This is a genomic window from uncultured Gimesia sp. (assembly GCF_963976445.1).
Lineage (GTDB): Bacteria > Planctomycetota > Planctomycetia > Planctomycetales > Planctomycetaceae > Gimesia.
This window is the reverse complement of sequence record NZ_CAXBKP010000003.1, coordinates 275,508-296,235: the sequence shown is the minus strand read 5'-3', so window position 1 is coordinate 296,235 and position 20,728 is coordinate 275,508. Positions and strand designations below refer to the sequence as shown.

At 49.7% G+C, this 20,728-nt stretch carries 14 protein-coding genes; 3 read left to right on the top strand and 11 right to left on the bottom strand.

Annotation, left to right across the window (positions count from 1 at the left end):
* Positions 1–33: 33 nt before the first annotated feature.
* The 7 genes from AAC022_RS05680 to AAC022_RS05650 form a co-directional block, all read right to left on the bottom strand.
* Positions 34–4,542 carry a PQQ-binding-like beta-propeller repeat protein gene (locus tag AAC022_RS05680; RefSeq protein WP_339728829.1) on the bottom strand — a complete coding sequence of 1,503 codons (4,509 nt, stop codon included), beginning with the start codon at positions 4,540–4,542 and terminating at the stop codon, positions 34–36.
* 190 nt (positions 4,543–4,732) lie between these two features.
* On the bottom strand, positions 4,733–5,407 hold the full coding sequence (locus AAC022_RS05675; protein WP_339728827.1) for a hypothetical protein: 675 nt from the start codon (positions 5,405–5,407) through the stop codon (positions 4,733–4,735).
* A gap of 137 nt (positions 5,408–5,544) precedes the next feature.
* A complete protein-coding gene (locus AAC022_RS05670) occupies positions 5,545–6,147 on the bottom strand; it encodes a peroxiredoxin (protein ID WP_339728825.1) in 603 nt (200 codons plus the stop codon).
* A 57-nt stretch (positions 6,148–6,204) separates the two neighbouring features.
* Positions 6,205–8,373 carry a PQQ-binding-like beta-propeller repeat protein gene (locus tag AAC022_RS05665; protein WP_339728823.1) on the bottom strand — a complete coding sequence of 723 codons (2,169 nt, stop codon included), beginning with the start codon at positions 8,371–8,373 and terminating at the stop codon, positions 6,205–6,207.
* Between the two features lie 135 nt (positions 8,374–8,508).
* Entirely contained in the window at positions 8,509–9,282 is a 774-nt protein-coding gene (locus AAC022_RS05660; protein WP_339728821.1) for a hypothetical protein, read from the bottom strand.
* Between the two features lie 313 nt (positions 9,283–9,595).
* The gene (lpxK, locus tag AAC022_RS05655; RefSeq protein WP_339728818.1) at positions 9,596–10,654 is read right to left on the bottom strand and encodes a tetraacyldisaccharide 4'-kinase; all 1,059 of its coding nucleotides are present in this window, start codon (positions 10,652–10,654) and stop codon (positions 9,596–9,598) included.
* A 265-nt stretch (positions 10,655–10,919) separates the two neighbouring features.
* The gene (locus AAC022_RS05650) at positions 10,920–11,699 is read right to left on the bottom strand and encodes a hypothetical protein (protein WP_339728816.1); all 780 of its coding nucleotides are present in this window, start codon (positions 11,697–11,699) and stop codon (positions 10,920–10,922) included.
* 1,000 nt (positions 11,700–12,699) lie between these two features.
* Here AAC022_RS05650 and AAC022_RS05645 point away from each other — a divergent pair.
* On the top strand, positions 12,700–13,713 hold the full coding sequence (locus tag AAC022_RS05645; protein WP_339728815.1) for a DUF1573 domain-containing protein: 1,014 nt from the start codon (positions 12,700–12,702) through the stop codon (positions 13,711–13,713).
* Between the two features lie 82 nt (positions 13,714–13,795).
* Here the strand turns inward: AAC022_RS05645 and AAC022_RS05640 are convergent, their stop codons facing one another.
* Entirely contained in the window at positions 13,796–14,176 is a 381-nt protein-coding gene (locus tag AAC022_RS05640; protein ID WP_339728812.1) for a CbiX/SirB N-terminal domain-containing protein, read from the bottom strand.
* A 163-nt stretch (positions 14,177–14,339) separates the two neighbouring features.
* On the opposite strand from AAC022_RS05640, the gene AAC022_RS05635 reads away from it, so the two are divergent.
* Entirely contained in the window at positions 14,340–16,073 is a 1,734-nt protein-coding gene (locus AAC022_RS05635) for a serine/threonine-protein kinase (protein WP_339728810.1), read from the top strand.
* Positions 16,066–16,593 (top strand): adenine phosphoribosyltransferase, encoded by a 528-nt coding sequence (locus tag AAC022_RS05630; protein WP_339728808.1) that lies wholly within the window; start codon positions 16,066–16,068, stop codon positions 16,591–16,593. The genes AAC022_RS05635 and AAC022_RS05630 overlap by 8 nt, the downstream gene beginning before the upstream one ends.
* A gap of 14 nt (positions 16,594–16,607) precedes the next feature.
* Here the strand turns inward: AAC022_RS05630 and AAC022_RS05625 are convergent, their stop codons facing one another.
* The 3 genes from AAC022_RS05625 to AAC022_RS05615 form a co-directional block, all read right to left on the bottom strand.
* Positions 16,608–17,405, bottom strand: a complete 798-nt coding sequence (locus AAC022_RS05625; RefSeq protein ID WP_339728805.1) for a class I SAM-dependent methyltransferase — start codon at positions 17,403–17,405, stop codon at positions 16,608–16,610.
* 27 nt (positions 17,406–17,432) lie between these two features.
* Complete coding sequence (locus AAC022_RS05620) at positions 17,433–18,608, bottom strand: hypothetical protein (RefSeq protein ID WP_339728802.1); 1,176 nt, start codon at positions 18,606–18,608, stop codon at positions 17,433–17,435.
* A gap of 143 nt (positions 18,609–18,751) precedes the next feature.
* Positions 18,752–20,659, bottom strand: coding sequence for a hypothetical protein (locus AAC022_RS05615; RefSeq protein WP_339728799.1), 1,908 nt, complete (start codon positions 20,657–20,659; stop codon positions 18,752–18,754).
* Positions 20,660–20,728 lie beyond the last annotated feature (69 nt).

The window sequence follows — 20,728 nt, the reverse complement described above, 5'->3', positions numbered from 1 at the left end:
TAACATCACAGGCGACTTTGGACATCGTCTCCGCTAGGGTTTCTGGGCCGCCACCGGTGGTTCTTCAAAGCTAAGTCGGATCTGAAATGGTTCAATCAGAATACTTTTCCGCTCGACATCAGGGACAACCCAAGTCCGCAACCGATTGCTGCGCGTGGTTTCTTTCAGGACGATCTCTCCGCTTCGCAGATCAACCACCTGCAGGTCAACCAGTGTACCATCGCTGGAAGGCGGCCCTTGAATACGACGGATTCCGAATGTAATCACAGGCAGATCCAGAAATTGCGAAAAGTCAATCCCCTGTGCATTCAGAGGCAGCGACCACATCAATTTCCCTGTCTTTCGATCAACAGAATACACCATTCCGTTGAACAGAAATGAGGTCATGCTGAGTGAACGAAACGTGGCTCGCTTTTCTCCCACAGCTCGCTTTTCCCCCACATAAGGCAGACTCACGAAAACGAGGGATTGCTGCGGGTTCTCCAACACCAGCAAATTAAGGACACTCGGCGCCGGTTTCCCTTTGACTTCATATTTCGTCTCACCTGTCCGCAAATCCAGAAATGAAATCGTCCCATCCGGCTTGATCATCACCAGGTCATGACTCTGCCCCAGCGTATAGGTCGAGGATTTACTTAGTAACTGGCTCCAGATTTCCTGATCAGTCGTGAGATCTTTCAATTCCAGACGGCGTACGTTATCCGCTTGCTTGGTAATCGTCAGCAAGTAACGCTCAAACGCAAAAATGGGAGATTCGTCTCGATCCAGTTTGAATGCGTTGACGACCTCTCCGCTCTGACCACTCAAGACGACATACCGTGTCTCCGCACGCTCGGACGATGTCATCACGATCACGTGTTCTGCGTCACCATAGTGCCTGCTGCTGGTGACCACTCCCTGTCGCTTCCATAATATTTTGCCAGTTAACAACTCGGCAGCGATCAATTCAGTACCCAGTTGATAGCAGAGAAATTCCTGATTAATCGTACCAATCCGCCCCAGCAGCTCGCGGTCGGCATTACGTGTGACATACTCGCGCAATACGGGAGCCACGCCGGTGCGCTCGATCGAAATATAATCACGCAGACTCGGTGGACCGGCAATCAACCGCTGCTTCCACAATAATGTCGGCTGATTGTCTGCATCCCGGTTCAGCGTATCCAGGACACAAAATTGAGAACCGAAGTTAACCACAAGATAATGCTGATACACGCGGGCAGAGAAATAGGGCTGAGCCGGAACCTCAATTTCTGCTTCAACTAGTGAAAACGCCCACTGCTGTTTCCCCTGACCATCGTAGGCCACCAGGAACTCTTTCGCCGGCCCCACCTCCAGCCGATAATTATTGAACAACAGGTTCGAGAGACCAATGATTTCTACGGGTAGCGACGTATTCTGCCCCTTCGACTGTTCTCCATGATAGACCTGCGCCGGATAATCAGGCCACTCAGGCTCCGCACGCTGTTGTTTCTGGAAGCTTGCCTCAGAACGCCATTCTGTCGTTAACTGCAGTGATGTTTTTCCATCCAGACAAACCACATTTGGCCAGCGTGCAACCAACTCGTCCATCAATGCTGCCGCCTGCGAAGTGCGATACATCCCCAGATAAGTTTGTGCCAGCTTTGCCGTCGCAAACGCTGCCATCACAGATTGCTTTGAATTTCTGAGATCTTCCAGATGCTGTATCAACATGCGACGCAAGGCAGCCCGTTCATTTTCTTCATTACTAGTATTGATCGCCTGCTCTAAGCGTTCAATCAAAACCACACGTGCCTGCTCTGTTTCAGGTAAATTTCCGCAACACAGCAGAAAACGTTCCAGCTCATTCCGTTCGGCACTAACCAGTTTGTCTCTGTAATACCGGGAAAAGAACTCATTAATTTCAGCCCGTTCCTGCTCTGAAGCGCGGGCCAGCAGGAGATCCAGCTGGGAACGAATCCAACGATCCGTACGGACAAATGAGCCCCCTTTGACCGTTTCCGAATCCAGCAGCCCCTTCAACTCTGACAGACGCAGATAATTTTGCAGTGCCGCGTTCAGATTTCCCTGTTGCTGATAATTAAGGGCCAGAATCTGATAAAACCGCTTGCGTTGATCAGCATCAACCAGCAATGTTTCCATCTTGGCAATCTGGTTTTGATTCTGACTAAAATCATGATCCAGACTTTCCAGTAACATGTCTGCGTACAACCGTCTGGCCCGCAAAGTAGGTTTGATTTGGATCGATTGATCAATTTTCTGCATCGCCAGATCGACGTCGCCGGCAAACAGATTCAGTTCGCCTCGCAGAAGTTGCGCCAATGCCAGATCCGCAGGCTGCTTCGATTGATCGGCGAGACGAATCTGCTGCCGAATCGATTCTACCGATTTGAAACCGACCACTTCAGTCTCATTTTGAGTCACCAGCATTCCACCGGCGGCAGCAAGATTACCCACAAGTGAGTCCATCTCAACGCGAGTTCTTGCCAGGACCAAGCCATCGTCCAGCCGGATACTGAGAATTTCCCCCGTGTCCACCGGTTGATAATATGTATTTTTCACCACAATTCCACGACCACTGGGAGCAGCAATCGGCTGTGATTTCGGCCAGGCAGGAGCACCATCACTCAGCTTGATCGCCTCAATCTGATCGTTGCTCACCAGCAGAATTTTGCCATCATGAACGGCGGCAATGAACAGGTTGTTCCGCCGCGACTGCGACCATAACAATCGACCATCGAACAAATCCAGGCATTGAAGATTCTGTAGTTTGCGCGAGTAAACCAGTACTCGATCTCCCACAATCAGCGGAGTAAACTCGGCCCAGCCTTCGACATTTTTAAAGGAATCACGGGCAAATGCAGCGTAGAGGGTAATCTCTTCGCCGCCCACATCTACCTTGCGCCACAGCAGTCTGCGATTCATGATATCAATGCCCACCGTACATCCTTCGCCGGTTTCACAGACCATCACACCATGTGCAAAAGAGGGGCTTAACCCCATACGACGGCGAATATGATCCATCGGGCGACGGCGATCCGATGAGAAGTCACGGGCAATCGGGTATTCACTACGATACAAGGACTGTGTCCAGAGCGTTTTCCCTGTCTGCGCATCCAATACCAGCAAGCGAAACTCTCGCCCCTCTTCCGCCAGACAGTAGAGTTTTCCGTCCAGAGGCAACGGAGACCCCAGAAAATAATGCCCGGAATAGCTCATCGGTTTTTGCAGTCGCGGGCCTCCCGCCTCCCAGACAAACTTTCCTGAAGCAGCTTCAAATGCCATCAGACGGTTATACGAATTGGGCACCAGAATATTATCGCGATCAAGTCGACTGAAATGATAAAAACCGGCAATGAACCCGACATTTTCTACACAGTAGACCAGCTTTCCGTCCGTACTCAAATGACCGAAGGTATAATCCTGCCAGGCACGTTGGGCCAAATATTTTTCCAGAGGAGTCTGAGGCATTCCTAAAGACTCTTCGTCTGTATTCTGCGGATCTTTTAACAGCTCCTGATATAGTGCATCCGACAGTGTGGTTTGCCAGCTCAACTTTCCCGTCGATAAGGAAACCGCCTTCAGATTGCGGTGTGTTCTGAAGACGACTTGATCCTGAACGATTAATGGGCTGGCAGCCGGTAACACTCCCGCAACATGTTTGCGACGATAGTCGCCCAGCTTCTTCAGCATTTCTTCAAGCTGAGGCGCGTCTTCCTGATTGCTTAAAGCAGGATCGTGAATCGTCGAGAAATGCCAGACCGGTTTTGCAGACGGCACTGCAAACAGAGCCGAAGCCAGACGAGAAGGACTGCCACGATACATGGTCCAGTTCTTTTGTTCCTCCGCAGCCCTCATGTCAGGAGTGCCTACCAGAGCAGCTAACCATTCAACCGGGTTTTCATTGGCGAAAGAGAGTGTGACCTTGGTTCCATTCGGAAATTCGAAAGTCTTACCGGAAGTCAAACGGACCAGTTTCTTCAATGCCTGACGACATTTCCCCTGATTTCCCAGGTAATACCAGGCGACCGACAGTTTGAACGTCAGGTGGGGCTCCTTCGATTTACCCAGATCGTGTTGCTCACTCAACGCCTCCCACTGTCGCGTCGCCGCCCAGAAATCTCCCCGCTCAAAGTAATACGCGCCCAGAGTATAAGCGGCCTCTGCTCCCGCTTTCGTAAAGAAATAGCGACGAACCACTTCCTGCAACAGATTGAGGTCATCCTGCTCCACAGCACGATTCAAGAGCTGCTCGGCTGTGGGGCCATATTGCAGCGAATAAAAACGTTTCCCTTCTTCCGGCAGATCCGCGATGACCTGCTGCACCATGCGTTTCAGGCTGGAAAATTCTAACCCTTGTTCGAGAGACACATAGTCTTCCGGTGCTTCCAGAATCGCCTGTAACTCGGGAATTGCGATCGAATACTTTTTCTCCCCAATCAGCTGTATCGCATCCCGATAATTTTTGGAGTGCAGACGACTGGTGGGAAACAGAGCATGACGATCCTCACCTGGCTCCATCGTGCGCAACGGCTGCGCGAAGACAGGGATAGAAGAATTCACGAGAAGAACCAGTACCATCACCGCCAAAGTTAAGCGATGGGGACGAAATCTGGTCAATCTGTCTGGCTGAGTATTAAAAAACATAGGCAAATGAAGAAATTCCACTTCCTGCAAAAAATGTTTTATTTAAAACAGACTTCAAGCGTGCCTCGAAACCCATCTTTCTGATAGAACGCGTTGGGAGTCAGAATTATTGAACGATCAATCTGGTATCGGCAATCACTTCCTGAATCCCCTCATCGTTAAGCTGGCCTTTCTGGTAAGCTCGGTTTGCTTTCACCTCGCCTTCCCAGATCATCACATTCACCGCCGCCTCATTCGTCACATTATAACCTGCCGGGCCGGCAGCTCCCTCAAAAACCGTTAAGGGAACGTGTTTGATCTTCGTGTCTTGAGCCACCTGTTCCAGGTCCGGTTTCGCGGAAGCAGGATCATCGGTTAAAACCACCACAAACGCTGCCAGCTTTTCATCCTGATGCGAAGCCACTTCCTGATCAATTTTCTGAATCAGCGTTTTTGTATTTTGATCCAGATCGCGAACAAAGATCCCCACCACGGGTCGCTCACCATACAGGCAACGGTAACAGAGATGTTTTCCCTGATGGGGGCCCGTTACATCTTCGACATCAAACGGCAACGGTATCGCACCGATTTCCATGCCCGACTGAATAGACACTTCTTCGGTTAGGCTCTCGTCCGATGGGCTGCCGGGAATTGCTGTCGCTTCCCCCTGCTGACGCGCGGGCGCTTCTGCTTCTGAATTCGCAGCTTGCTCCGGGTTCCCACAGCCTGCAAGCATGACCGCCGCCCATAAAAGACAGACAATGAACCCTGAACAGACTTTGTTCAAACGGATACGACACATCTCTCTGCTCCGATTTGATTTACTACAAATAAAATCTCACCTGCAGCATCAATTGTATGCCGTCAGTACATGGACTGTCGAGTACGAATGACGAATTTTGCAGGTGAGTTCCAAGTCGGTTCAGTCACCGAAAACCGCTATTTCAAGCTGTTAACAAGCTTCAAAATGGCTTTGCTGTCATCGGCTGCTTTGACCTTGGTATTTTTCATGACGACTTTCCCGTTTTTATCAACCACAAAAGTCCAGCGTGCCGCTGTCACACCGCGGGTCAAAGTTTCTTCTTTGCCATCAATTGTCCGCTTGATAGATCCACCTTTTTTCAAAGGCACACCGAATTTCTTGGCCACACCGCCATCTTCATCAGCCAGCAACGTGAAATTCAGATCGTACTCTTTTTTAAACAGCTGATGACTTCGGGCCGAATCACCACTCACCCCAATGATTTCCACATCTTTCCCTTGCAGCGTTTTCATATCATCCCGAAACCCACAAGCCTGCTTGGTACAGCCGCCGGTCATATCTGCGGGGTAAAAATAAACCACCAGGATTTTTTTGCCAACATAGTCGGTCGACTTCCAGCCTTTCCCTTGATCGTCCTTAGCCGTAAAAGCAGGTGCCCGATCGCCGACGTTCACTTTTCCCGGAGGTCCTGAGATCTGTCCGGAAACAGTGGCAGAGAAACCGCATAAACATAACAGACTCAACACGGAAATCGAGAGCTTACGATACAAAACCTTCATGTCTTTCACCTTGTGTTTAAAGTTACAGATTAATTGATCAACAAAACACTTTGAAAACTATTTGGCTAACAACGCAGAAACTTTCTGCTCATCGTCAGCTTCAGACGGCACTTGGCCGTACTCCCCGAATGCCGTCACTTTTTGAGGCTGGGCGACCAGCAATTGCTGGCCCGCAATGATTAAATTACCACCCGTCTCCCCATGCAGGGCTCGCAACGCAATTCGTTGTTTTAAAGATCCCCGTTCAGAATCGACCACCAGAATTTCTTCCCGCAAAGGCCAGTAAACAAAATCCCCCGCCAGAACCCCTCGCCCATAACCGAAACCCTCCGGGTCATGAGAACCGACCTTCCATTTGACATCGCCGGTCGCTCGGTCAATTCCGAACAACTGGTCGCCACTGGCGATCAGCGTTGATTCATTGACCCCCAACAGGTTCCGCATCTGATGCGGCAATTCTCGTCGCCAGAGCAACAAACCGGTATCGGCATCAAAGGCCATCAATTCTCTGGAGTCTTGCGGCGCAGCAAACAGAATTCCACGATCATAAACACAGGGCACCAGCCCCCTTTGCATATGATCGCTGAGGACGCGCTTGGTAACGCGTTCTTGCGTAGCATAGGCTACCAGCCAGTTGAGCTTGCCGTCACGGGAATCCAATGACGCGATGGCCCCCATATCCGTTGAGAGATAAAGCTGACCTTCTGCAAAGGTCAGTAACAAATGTGTGATATAGTTAGTTCCCTCTTCGATATTCCGCAACGCCAGGCAGACTTTCTGATTCCAGATTAATTCTCCGGTCTCTGTCGAGAAGCACGCGACATTGGTCTGCACTTCAGGAAAACCACGATGCAGAACCACAAACAGTCTGTCGCCGAAAATGACCGGAGCCCCTTCGAATGACCAGATAAAATTCTGCTCGCGCATCTGCGCAGAAGAAATTTTCCAAAGCAGTTTTCCCTGCCCCTGATCCAGGTCGAGACAAACCAGATCCGAAAACAAACCTAAACGTTCATCTTTGGCAACCGAAGTCACCGGTGTTCCCATGCGGGCATAAAGACGGCCATCGGCAATCGTCATTGTAAACCGCGGCACTCCCACCACAGGGCGAAAGGGAAGCCGGGGGACACCGCCTGGCACAGACGGATACATGATCGGGCTGGCCTGTTCTTCCCCGGACCACGCAGGCAGTCCGCTCTTCCAGTTCAACGCATAAATCCGTTCGTCATCATTGAAAAATACATGTTCCCCGTGCACGACCGGAAACAGCCCGGGGGGAACCCGATGTTCGAATGCCGGTTTGCGGGGAAACTCCTGGCTCCAGTTGAGCGGAATCGAAAAAGACCATGCGATCGCACCGACATCCAGTTTTTTTTCTGCCCTGAAATTCCGCGTCTGATCTCCGGCAAACGTCTGCATTTCCCGTCGTGCCGCGGGTAGCGAAACCTGAGAGTGATTCTCCAGAATGGAAGATAAGATCGCAGCCAGATTTCCCTCTTGTCCTGCCAGCATGCCGGTCGCTGCTGGGTATCTCTTACGGAATACGTCTCGTTCCATCGTGGCCCGTTCAAAATCCCCTTCGAAAAAGCTGACCAGAACTAAGCGAGCCAGGATGGTTGGCACTGGTAAATCGGTGTCGGGATAAAGAAACACCCCCGGATCATGCTGGCCTTGCTGTGTGGCATCAGCGCGAGGAATTAGTTTCCGCCAGTACGCACGGGCTGCAGACAAATCTCCCTGTTCCCAAGAGATCTCTCCCAGCCGATACAAGGCGTCATCCCCGTAGCTGCTCATCAATGCCTGTTCAACAATATTCAACAGGGGTTGTACCGTAGCATCTGCCACCGCCTGTTCCAACCAGCGTTTGGCACGGGGGTCTGTCTTTTCACGATAAACGGCAATCGCTTCACGCGGAAAACCAGCCAGCAGATTCTGGCAGTATTCGGATACCCGCAGATAGCGGCCCGGCGATTCGGGATACAGCGTGTCGCCATACTCCTCGGAAATCTTTGCTAAGATATTGACCGCATCTTCCCACTGTCGCTCTGCCAGATAATCACGCACGGAACCCATTTTTTTGAGAACCGTGTTATTTACATCCAATGAGACAGATTCACGAAACTTCGGTGGGACATCCTGCTGCTCCGGTTGCGCCAGACTGAGCTTCGTCGAGAAACAAGCTGATCCCAATACTAGCAGTACGATGAAACCACGAAGCATTTGCATGGTTATGACGACCTCACCATCTTCAGCAACAGTGACAGAGCATTCAAACAGGGCATTAAAAAGGACACGCCCTGTCAGACGTGTCCATATCGAAATTTTCTCTCTGATCACAGAGTCTCAGATCACAGAGATTGATTATTTGAACTTGGAAGGGCTGATTTTGATATCGCCCAGATCAAGGGTTTCTCCCGCTTTGACATTCACAGGTAATGAGCGAACGACATAACCACCTTTTTCATGCCAGACACGGAATTCATTTTTTCCTTCTGGAAGGTTTTTAATCGTGAACTTTCCGTCCTTGTCTGAAATGACAACATAAGGGTGATCAATGACAAACCAGTAAGCTGTCATCCAAGGGTGAATATCACACTTCACCTGCATTGGCAGTCTTTCGGCAATCGGGTTCGAAACTTTTTTTCCTTCGCGATCATTGGGAGCCAGAATGAAATTCACGGCTTGATTTTTGAACGGAAATGTATGCGTGTTATGCGCCACGGCATCATTCGACTTCACAATCACCTCTTGATCAGTGCGAACGATCATTACATGAGGGTAGAAAGTACAACCTTTCTGATCGAAGACCACGGTCTTGTCTTTTGATGCCTTCAGATCAGGATGGATCTCTTTGACCTTCTTTAAGTACAGAAAGGCGTTTTGAATCCCGTTGTTCTCGGCATTCACGATGAGGTCATTGTTATAATGTGTCACTGCAGCACAAACCGCAGCGTCTTTGACGGTGGGATCGCCTTTTTGACGCTGAACAACAGGCTTCGGAGCAGGACCATCAAATACAAACCGCCCCGTGATTGAACCCCAACCCGCTGCAGAAACTGCTGCCGGGGTGAGAAGACTCATACCGGAAATCAGAAGAGCAGCGATAATGGACTGGCTAATTTTCATCTTTTGCATGATTAAAACACCTTGTTTATTAGAATTTTGATTGAACAGACCATCATGGGGAAGGAGACGAACTCCGCATCAATGCAGGAGATCCGTGTTTGGGTAGGTAAAAAGTCAGGTGAGATCAGTATTCTCTAGAAACAATCTTCACTATGTGAAATCTCGTCTGACTTTAGGATGACAGAACAAAGACCCAAAATCAAGTATTTCCGAAACAGGATTACCTCAATTTTCCGGATCCAAGACCGACCCAAGTCCGATATGTATTTGTTTTTATGTTTAAAAAACGAATGACGCGAACAACCTGAGCCAAAACAAATGCTTAGTCAGAAGACACTTCCTGGATAAGATTCTGCAGAATTCCCTCAAAGGCCTCACTCCCCTCAGTGATTTCGGCACCAATTTCTACCGCCCAGACCGGCACCCCAGACAACCTTTGTTCACTAATCTTGACCAAATCCTTACCAGTTGTCAGAATCAATTCTGCCGAGGCACTCTCTGCTTGAATTCCAATTTCCTCCAGCTCAGCACGGGAATAGTGATGATGGTCCGGGAAAACTTGCATCCCCGCCACACCGAAACCAGCGTTCTCCAGTGTCTGTCGAAAGCCTTCAGGGTTGCCGATGGCGCAGAACCCCCACACGGTTTTCCCGGTAACAGATTCCAGCGATTCTGTTTCGCCTGAGACATTCACAAGTCCCTGAGGTCGAAATACCGCGCAGGCAATCCGATCTCGGGAGAGATGTCGGGCCACCTCTTCTTTCAGACTTTCCAGTGCCTCGGTTGAGCATTGATCCGCGCGAGTCAGGATCACAAAGTCCGCTCGCTGTAAAGCCGACTTCGGCTCGCGCAACAGCCCCCGCGGCAACAGCCAACCGTAGCCCCAGGGACACACGGCATCAATCAGCACAATATCCAGATCACGCGCCAGTTTGCGATGCTGGAATCCATCGTCCAGAACCAGAAGTTGCGCGCCTGCATTTACAGCCTGCTTTGAAGAATCGCTCCGATTGGGATTTTGATAATGCGGAACGCCGGGACATAATCGATCCAGCAATAGCTTTTCATCATTCACTTCGCCAGACAAAGCACGATACCCGCGGCTCAGTAATGCAACCTGCACCTGCTGTTGTTGAAACCACCGAGTCAAATAAGCAACGAACGGTGTTTTGCCGGTGCCCCCTGTCGTCAGATTGCCCAGACTGATCACAGGAACCGAAGGCCGCTCGCGAGCACGCAGCCGCCAGTCGAACATCCGATTACGAATAGAAATGACCGCGCGGTAAAACAGACTGAAAACCCACAAACAGGGTTTGAGCGCCTGAGCGCACCAGTCCTGTCTCTGGCCTGAGATAATCCTCAGATATTCCACTTCGTTCACAAATCAGCCTGCTTCAACACTCGACGGAATGAAAGGAGTCGGCCATGTCATCACAAAAAACACGCCCTGTTCTGAACATGATAGCTGAGTCGAATCGTTCTGGCTAACCTGCAGCCAGTCTGCGTGACTCAAAATACTACCGCACTCAAAACAAGGCGTGGGTGCAAGAGGACAAATCAAATTGAACGAGAGCGCATTTCAGGAATCGTCGTAACGGATTGGTGACAGACTCCCCAAGCTCCCCGCACAGCATTCAAATGTGCGATCAGTGCTTCTGATACGGCTTATAACTGAGTTCAACGATTCGCCCCATTATCAAACGGATCCGTCTGGTTTGGGGAACTCTTCCCGTTTCAGGAAAAATGGCATAGACCTGATAAACGTGTTGAATTCCGGGAATCAAAGGACGCTTCGTTACAAATTCCCAGATATCATCGTTTTCAGGATCACGATAACCAACCATCTCATCCCGTTGGGAATTCAACGCAACCACGCGAATATCTGTCGCACCAGGTGCATAGATATCCAATCCCGCATCACGGGGGTGGCCTTCGGGCCCATCGGATGGCATCATTCGGGTGGGACGCATATAAGCGTTGCCCCTGGTTCCCGGATAATGCAAGATCGTAGGCCTTCTTGGTATCGCCATTGGCATCGGCTGCATGGCTAATGGCGCCGCTGCACCACCACCGGCTGGTAGCCCATCAAAGCCAGCAACACCACTTCCAGACTGGCACGACTGACAACCAACGCGCGAACTGTTTCCCAAACCATAGACGGCTCCTTGATAATAATGATCTGCAATTGAATCTGAACCACAGCCACAGGAACTTTCCCCGCAACCCGTTCGACATTTATGTTTATGCCCCAACTTCCACGGGCTGCAACATTTTCCCGAACGGAACAGAGACAGACCACCTTGCTTACAATGTCCTTTACCACATTTGTGGTGACCAGCTTCGACCTGGCCTGGCGTTGCCAAACAGACCAGCCCTAGAACTAACAGTCCGGCAAGACCTGCCTTGGCAGTTTTTATGTTCATCATCTTAAACGAATACTCCCTGTTTAAATGAGACCGAACTGAAGTTCTCTCAAGTCACTGAGCACACAGTGACGTTTCTCATCTTCATCAACTCTTAAATCAAAACGCATTTATTTTTTGTATGAAACGAACCAGTTCATTCACACCAAGTGAACTCGACCAGTCTGATAGCGAGAGACATCCCGTCTCCCTTATCATTCAGTCAGACGAACATATTTGTTTGTCTGTTGTATTTGTGTATTTGTCAGAGTGACTTCAAATGCAGCACACTCTACTTTCAAACGTATCACTCCCCATCAGCCGTGCGGAATGGAAATCAGAAAAAAACCATTTTGTGTGAATTGAGCTGAACTGCTTTGAGAGTCCTTACGAACTGGCAATAAAAACACATCAGTCAGTTTAGGGACACTTGTCAAAATACAGCGACCTGCATCGCGCAAGCGGAACGATTACACCTATTTTCACCAGTTTTAATGGAAAACAGGGATGCAACCAGTATTCACCCAAATCCCGTTACAGAAACTAGTTGTGACATCACAAACATCCGCATCAGATGGTTTAAATCGAGTCGGATTAATCCACTTACACCGGCAAGGGCTAGCAGTTTCATACAGAAAGAGACAACATTGACAATTCACCGTATGCGAACTAAATTGCCAGCACCAAAGTGTCGATGCCGACTGATGTATTTGTCACACATACGCCAATTGCTTATGTTCTGAATATCAAATTTGATCTCGGATGCATAAACGTACTATAATGCTGGCGATCTGATTTAGGCCTGATGAACGATTCCACCTTCTGAAATATCAGACAGCGGCAAGAGTTTATGTAAGCCCGATTTTACAAGTAGTGTGAAACGTCTCTGTGAATGGATTCTGCACAATATGATGAGAAAGTTGTGTGCTGAAAGTCGGTCCACTCGCCTGCCTTTTAACAATCTCAGTAACTCAACTTTTTTCATACATCGAAGTTAATACTTTTGCAGAAGTGAGATTCTATAATGTTAAAAAAGAGTAGTTTCCGATTTGGTATTCTGAGCCTGTTTTTGTTTGTATTGAGCGCTGCTCCTTCTTATGCCCAGGAATGGGCCCAGAAGATGTTTGAGAAAGACAAAATTGACTTTGGTGTCATTGCCCGTGGTTCTGACGCACAATACCGTCTGAAAATTAAAAATATCTACCCGCAGCAAGTCCATATTTCGAACGTCCGCACCACCTGTGGCTGCTCGGCGGCAGAGCCATCCAAAAACATTCTGGAAAGTGGTGAAGAAGGCTACATTCAGGTCAAAATGGATACGGCACGGTTCCAGCGACGCAAAGACTCTAATGTTATCGTGACCATCGATGCGCCGCAGTATGCGGAAATCCGGGTTCCGATCACCGCGTATATTCGGACTGATGTGGTCTTCACTCCCGGTGCCGCCAACTTCGGTTCTGTCGAAGTCGGCAAAGGCGCTGAAACCACAGTCGCACTGGCCTATGCGGGCCGTCAAGACTGGGCCATTACCGGCATCGAAACCAAAGACCCGTCACTCACTGTCAAAGCCGTCGAAACCGGTCGAGGCGGCGGACGTGTGAATTATAACATCGTGCTGAATCTGTCCCCCAAAACACCTCTGGGACCGATTCGTGAACAGATTATGCTGAAAACCAACGATGTCAATTTTACGACAGTTCCCCTGCTGGTCGAAGCCAAGGTGGAATCAGATATTACGATCACCCCCGAAATCGTATCTCTGGGTATGATGATCCCCGGTCAGGAAAAGACAGTCAACGTTGTTCTGCGTGGTAGAAAACCGTTCGAAATCAATAAAATCGAATGCGAGTCAGATGATGAAGTGTTCAAAATTCGGATGCCGAAAGCAACGCAACCGATTCATGTTTTACCGCTGACAATCATGCCTCCCAACAAACCCGGTGATTACTCAGAAGAATTCACCGTCACCATTGCCGGACGTAGTGAACCAATCACTTTCAAAGCCTTCGGTAAAATTTCTGATACGAAAACGAACTAGTTTCATCACTAGTTCTTCATTGCGAGTAAAAAGGGCATTCTTCGGAGTGCCCTTTTTTTATTGGCCAATCCGTTCAGGTAAACTACTCTTTAATTTCGTGCAACCGATCCAGCACAATCTCCAGCATCAAAGGATGCAAACCGAGATGGGCACAGAGCCGGAATCGCGTCTCGGGATAGGTCGCACAGAATTCACTCCGATACTGCTCCAGATCATTTTGCACATGCACTCCCGCCGACAGGAAATAAGGCAGCAGCAAAACCTCGTCTGCTCCCGCAGCAACACAACGCGCGGCTCCTTCTGGAATCGTCGGTTCTGCCAACTCGAGATAGGCAATCTCGATAATCGGAAACAACTTTCGCTCTCGCAGCATTTCTGCCAGTTTGACGAGATCCTGATTCGCCGCATCGCGCCGACTGCCATGAGCAATCAGCAGAACCGCCTTCATTCTTGCATCAGACATGAATTCAACCATAATAGAAAAAGCCAGCATTTACTTACGCAATCACCGATGCGATTATAGACTCCTGACTGCATTCGAACACTGTACAATCTGCAACCTGTAATTCTCGGAACAACGTCATACTTCAGCGACGGTTTATTCACTTCAAAATCGAGTAGCAACCTTGAACACACAAGAACACGAATCTGCCCCAGACAGACTGGGTGAATATCTGATCGGAAAAAAAATTGGTGCCGGCGGTATGGGATCCGTCTATCTCGCCACCAACGTTCATACTGATCAACAGGTTGCCATCAAAATTCTGCCCAGTGCGCTCGCGCGGGAACCCGGTTTTGTCGAACGGTTTCACCGTGAGATTGAAGCCCTGAAAAAAATGCACAATCCCTATGTGATTGAATTTTATGACAGCGGCGTTGAAAACGATATCTACTACTATGTCATGGAATACGTGGATGGGGAAACGCTAACCAAACGACTCCGCCGTGAAAAACGCATCGACTGGAAAACGGTGATCGAGATTTCCATTCAGATCTGCTCGGCACTCAAAGCAGCACACGATGCCGGTATTATTCATCGCGACTTGAAACCTTCCAATCTGATGCTCAATGAAGACGGCTCTGTCAAACTGGCTGACTTTGGAGTCGCACAGTTATTCGCTACTGAGAAGCTGACAGTGACCGGCGGAATCATTGGTACTGCCGAATACATGTCTCCCGAACAGGCTGAAGGAAAACGTGTCAGCCGACAGAGTGACCTGTATTCTCTGGGAGCTGTCATGTATGTCATGCTCACCGGCAGACCTCCCTTCAGTGGGAAAACCATGCTGGCGATCATCCAGAAACAGAAATACGGTCAGTTTGATAAGCCCGGCAGATACGTCGACGACCTCCCGATTTGGCTGGAAGAAATCGTTTGCCAGTTACTCGAAAAAGATCCTCAGAAACGTTTCCCCGATGCTTATGTACTCTCCCGCCGCTTGCAGGAAGTATTAAACAAACACGAGATGTCAACATCCGAAGATACCTATGCCCTGTCAGGAACCAGCGCTGGCTCAGGAACTCCTACCGTAGTGCAATCCGCGTCCGACCAGGAAGCCGGTTCCGGCACTCTGATGCAGGGATTGATGCGAGCACAACTCGAATCGGACAGCACTGGCTCCAAACTAAGCCGCCTCTTTGACAATACGTTTTTCCTGCTGGGAATACTCGCGATTCTGGTCATAGGCGGTTACTTCTGGTTTCAGGATCGAGAGTTAACACCACAGGAGATGTACAATGAGGCGGAACTGATCCTCAACCAGCCTGAAAATCCCGAATGGTACACGGCCCGCGATAAATACCTGCTGCCGCTCTTAGAATCACCGCCAACGAATTTGGAAGAGGATATAAAAAAGCGACTAAATCAAATAAACGCTTATGACGTTCGCTCCAAAGCAGGTATGACCGCCAAGCACAGATCACGTATCGGACAACAAAACGAATCCCAACGATTTATCATGCTGGCAAAACACTATCGGGAAACCGGAAATTTAGTGCAGGCCGAAATTATTCTGGCCGCTTTAGTTGATGCCCTGAATGGTGACACTAACCAAATCGCAATGCGAGACGTTGCCAAACAAATGCTCGACGAGTTAAGAAATAATTCCAATAGAACAGCAAAGCGTCACGTGATGCTGACTCAGTCCATGACCAATGCCGACGCCCTGTTCCAGAAAAAGAAGTACAAAGAAGCAGCCGACGTCTGGAAAGCGCTCATCATTTTATATGATCAAGACCCGAACGAGGTGGCGCAAGATCAGATTAAAAAAGCGAAACGAAATCTTGCCAAACTGCCCGATCTGAATCAGGCAGAGGAATCCCCTACCGAAACCCAGAAAGCCGAACCAGAGAATGAATGATTCAATCAATCTGAAAAACTATATTCGCGAAATCCCTGACTTCCCCAAACCGGGAATTCTCTTCCGCGACATCACCCCCCTGCTGGCAGAACCGGCGGCCTTTCAAGAAGTCATTGATCGTCTGACCGACTATTACCGTGATAAAAAAATCACTGCAGTCCTGGCAGCCGAAGCCCGAGGCTTTATCTTTGCAGCGCCACTCGCGCTCGCTCTGGAAGCACGCTTCATCCCCATTCGGAAACCGGGGAAACTTCCGTTCGAAACGAAGGCCTTTCACTACGAACTGGAATATGGCACGGATTCACTGGAAATGCACACTGATTCCATTCATTCCGACGATCGCGTACTCATCGTCGATGACCTGCTTGCCACCGGAGGCACGATCTCCGCCTGTATCGAGTTAGCAAACCATTCAAAGGCCGAAGTCGTCAGTTGCGCTTTTCTGATTGAACTCTCATTCCTGAAAGGTCGCGACAAAATGAATGGCTGCGACGTCTTTTCACTGATCGAATACGACTAAGAATACAAGCAGCCTTAAGGAACCCAGATCGCAGCCGGGCTGTCAACATTCGTGGAATTTTCCACACGTCGCGCTTTCATCCGCACGTAAGGCGCGACGTAGCGGCCCCGATGGCGAAAGTGTCCAACCGGCGCATTCGGATCGGCGCGCATTGGCTCACGTAAATCTTCAATCACAAATCCCTGCCTGCACAATCCGCCGATAAGTTGATCCCAGCGATGGAGATATTCCGTTGCCCCCTCTTCCCGATACGAACGATCATCCGCTTTCGGTAAAGGTCCCTGCTGATAATATTCCAGTCCCATCACGTACTGATCCTGCTGATCGCGACTGGTAATCTGCAAACTGGTTGGCGTTTTGTGCTGGCAGATATACAGCCCCCCCGGTCGCAAGACGCGCGCCACTTCACAATAAACGGCTTCCACATCCGGCACATAACAGGTACTCACTGGCTGATGTACAATATCAAACTGAGCATCATGCAGTTCAGAGAGATCATCCATCGATGTTTCCACAATTCGCACCTGCAGCCCGCGTCTGCGTGCTTCTTGTTCATCCAGCTGCAACATTTTGTTGCTCAGATCAACAACGGTGACTTGCGCACCGGCAGCCGCATACAGAATTGACTGCCAGCCACCCCCCGATGCCAGACAAAGTACCTGCTTCCCTTCGACGGAAGCGGGTAACCAGCCGCGGGAATCCAATGTTTGTAATGGGGCGCGGCACTCTTCATCAGTCGCAACCTTGGTAAACTGGCTGCGAACCTCTGCCAACCGATTCCAGGCACTACGGTTGATGGGCAGGTGGGACATGGCGAAGTCTCGATTTTAGACCGTACTTTAAGATTCCTGCGTTTGACTCTGTGCATCCAGCAATGCACCTGCAAACGTCACCAAATCACCCTTGCTACGCGCGACTCTCTGCAATACATCCAGATGATCGGTCTTGCGACACAGATCGGTAAACGAAAACGTATTTGGATCTTCAAACTGGCTCAAATGGGTTTCTGCCAACTCGACGGCCCGCTCGTTCTGATCCACACGCGTTAGTAAATCGATCAGCACATAGGCAATCATCTGCTTGTCTTCGTCATCCGGTTCCTGTTCAAGCTTCTTCTCAAAATAAGCAATCCCCAAATTGCGATCACTCTCTTCTCCCGTCAGTGCTTTAAAGAAATGCTGATGGGCCGGATAAAATTCTTCGAACGGCGCTTCTCCCGGATACTGAAACTGCTCATCCAACTGGGAACCGTATTCACAAAGTTCGAGGACTTTGGAAAGACTCGGATCATCATCGTTCAACAGCCGCGCAAACCGCACGACAGAATTCAAATGCGAAACGTCAATATGATAACTGCCCCCCTCAAACATCCAGTCTCTCCCCGCCATCAGCTCTCGCAGATTATCAGTCGGCGGCGCCATCGGAACTTTCTGCTGGACCTGATACTGCAGGGACTGCACAAGATCGCCATAAAGCTGATCGACCAGCAACCGTGCCACCTTCTGACGGCTTTCCGGCTTGAGCTGCGCATTCATCTGATCAAACACGGTAATCGTGTTACAGATCCCGTTCACCTGCAGCATAATATCAAACCCTTTTTCCGGGTTCGCACCTTCATACACGCAGACCTGAATCAGCTCTTCCACCTTGTCTTCCGGAATCGTCCGCGAATTGATCTTGTTTAATGCTTCGGCCACCAGCTCCGGTTCTTGAATCGTCTGGAAGTAGAGCCAGGCATCCGAATAAAGTTTTTCGCCGAGAAACAGGTTGCCCACCTTGCGAGCCGCGTCGACATACGCCTGCTCGAACTCTTTTTTCTGCGCTTCGGGAATCGGATCAAACGAGGTCGGCTGCAGCAATTCAACGCCCAGCGACTGTTTCTTTTTCATCAGCAATGCATCAAACAGACGATGGTAGTTTTTCTGCTCAGTCAATGTTTCAATCAACCGGTCCAACATGGATTCCGGCGATTGCTGCTGTAACTCTTCCAAGGCTGCAAATACATCTTCAGACATAATTCTTCTCTTATTTCTGATCGCTTCAGTTTAACTGGTCTCTGCCGACAAGTGGCCTGCTTCGAGTTCTATTGTAAGAATTCTCGAAGTCCCTGAGTACCCTGCCAATCCAGAAAGAGAAGATTCACTCTATTTCGTGGAATCTACTCCACAAATAGCAAAGGGATCAGTTCGCCGTCCGTATCAAACCGCCCGATCACCGATTCATAATTCGTATGATGTCCCAGGACCGCCCGCCCTTGCGCCCCTTTTTTCAGGCTGCGATAGACCAGCAACTGATGTTTTCCAATTCGCAAACGATGTCCGGAGGCTTCGTCACGGGCAGAAATGTTGCCCCCCTCACTTACTGTCAAGCTCGTCCAGTCTGCCGGTTTGCGTTTCAGTCCCGGTTCCCAGTCAATGATCAGCGGTGCATACAAACCAGTCGATTTCGAAACTTGCTGCTGTAAAACCAGTTGACTCTCATCGTTCAACGTCAGGCTCCCCGGCTGAAAGAAATCCCGCTCCTGTGACAGACCGATCGGAAACACACGCGCTGATAACCCTTTCGTTTTGAGCACCATCTCGTGTGTTTCACCATCCAATGAACTCGCGATTCCCGACGTGACCGGAATCATGGAACGATATTCCAGATTGGCAGCTTCTGTTCCCGTAACAATATCAGACAGAAAAACAAAATGTTGATTGCGTGGCAGCAAAATCTGGCGTTCCAGCCTATATCCCGACTCCAGATCCATTTGCAGTTCCAGATAGTCTGCATCCGCGTCAGAACTCCAGCAGACGCAACTCCATTCGCCGTCCCCGGTAATCTCCTTGCCATCTGCGATCAAAGAAAAGTCCCATCGACCCCCAAACAAGGTTTTTCCCATCGCCGACAGACTTAATTCGGGTAACGCACCATTCCAGCTTACCAGCACCAGATTTGCCGCATCCGACCAGTAATTTCGCATCAATGCCAGCGCAGACCAGTCCGACTGACACGAAGATTCGTCCTCCGCTTGAATCAAGAAGCTGGGGCGTTTCTTCTCATCGACAAACAACGACTTCAAATAGAGCCGCTCGGCACTCCTGCCGGGAAGCTCTGCAAAATATGCTGCGAAAGCCAGCAGTCCGAGATGCTCCACCGAATGCGTTGGACACAATGCGATTTTTCCGGAAACGTCGCAGGCAGCAACCAGTTTCTCAACCGACCACTGAAAGCGCTCCAATGCTTCTTGATCCCAGACTGGCTTTTTCCAGACCTGGCCGATGAACAGAGAACGCGTCAACGTCGCCAGCCAGAAGTCGATCCGCGGCAGGTAGTCCGCATGCGGAGTGCCATCGTTATCGGTTCGATCAAAAAAACAATCACGTAGATTTTGTTGGCCCAGTTGACGAAAATTTTTCGCTCCTGAAATATCCGAAAACAGAAAACTGAGGCGCCAGGGTAATTCGCCGGAAACCAGAATCACCTGATCTTCCGATGTCTCTGAAAAATCGGTCTCTTCCAGATTGAAACAGAGCGAGGCGGCGGCGAACAAACATTGACGCCACACGCTCACCAGCGCCGCTGGTGCTAAACGATAACCCACATTTTCCAATACCTCAGTTAACAATAATAACTCGTAAGGCCGCAGGGGTTCGGAAGTCGTCACCTGACTCAGCCAGCCCCTCAGCAGGCGGCTGACTTCATCCCAACTCAATTCAGGTGTCTTTTTTTGCTTTCCGTCTTTTGATTTTTTTTTGTTCTTGGCTGATGACTCTCGAATGGACTTGATCAGCTTGATTAAATCCGACGTGCGACACGTTTCTTCATCCGTCTCTTCCGACCACAGAGAAGCCCACAACATGTCCGCAGCGTGTTTGCCCTGCTTCTTCTGTTTCGCTGTTTCTTTCAAACGCGAACTCAGGCCTTTAATGAATCGACTCAGGTCACCCGTCTGGGCCCCCTTCATCAAATCCCCGGACGGCTTCGACTTCCAATGAATCGCCTGCAGAAATTCTTCATCCGACAACGAAACGACCTGTTGGGGTACGGACTGACCAAATTCGATTGACACTGTTTCTTCCATGTTCCTATTTCCCCAACAACTCTAGAAAATTTCGCTCTGAGTATCCTGACAAGACAGATTCGCTTGAGC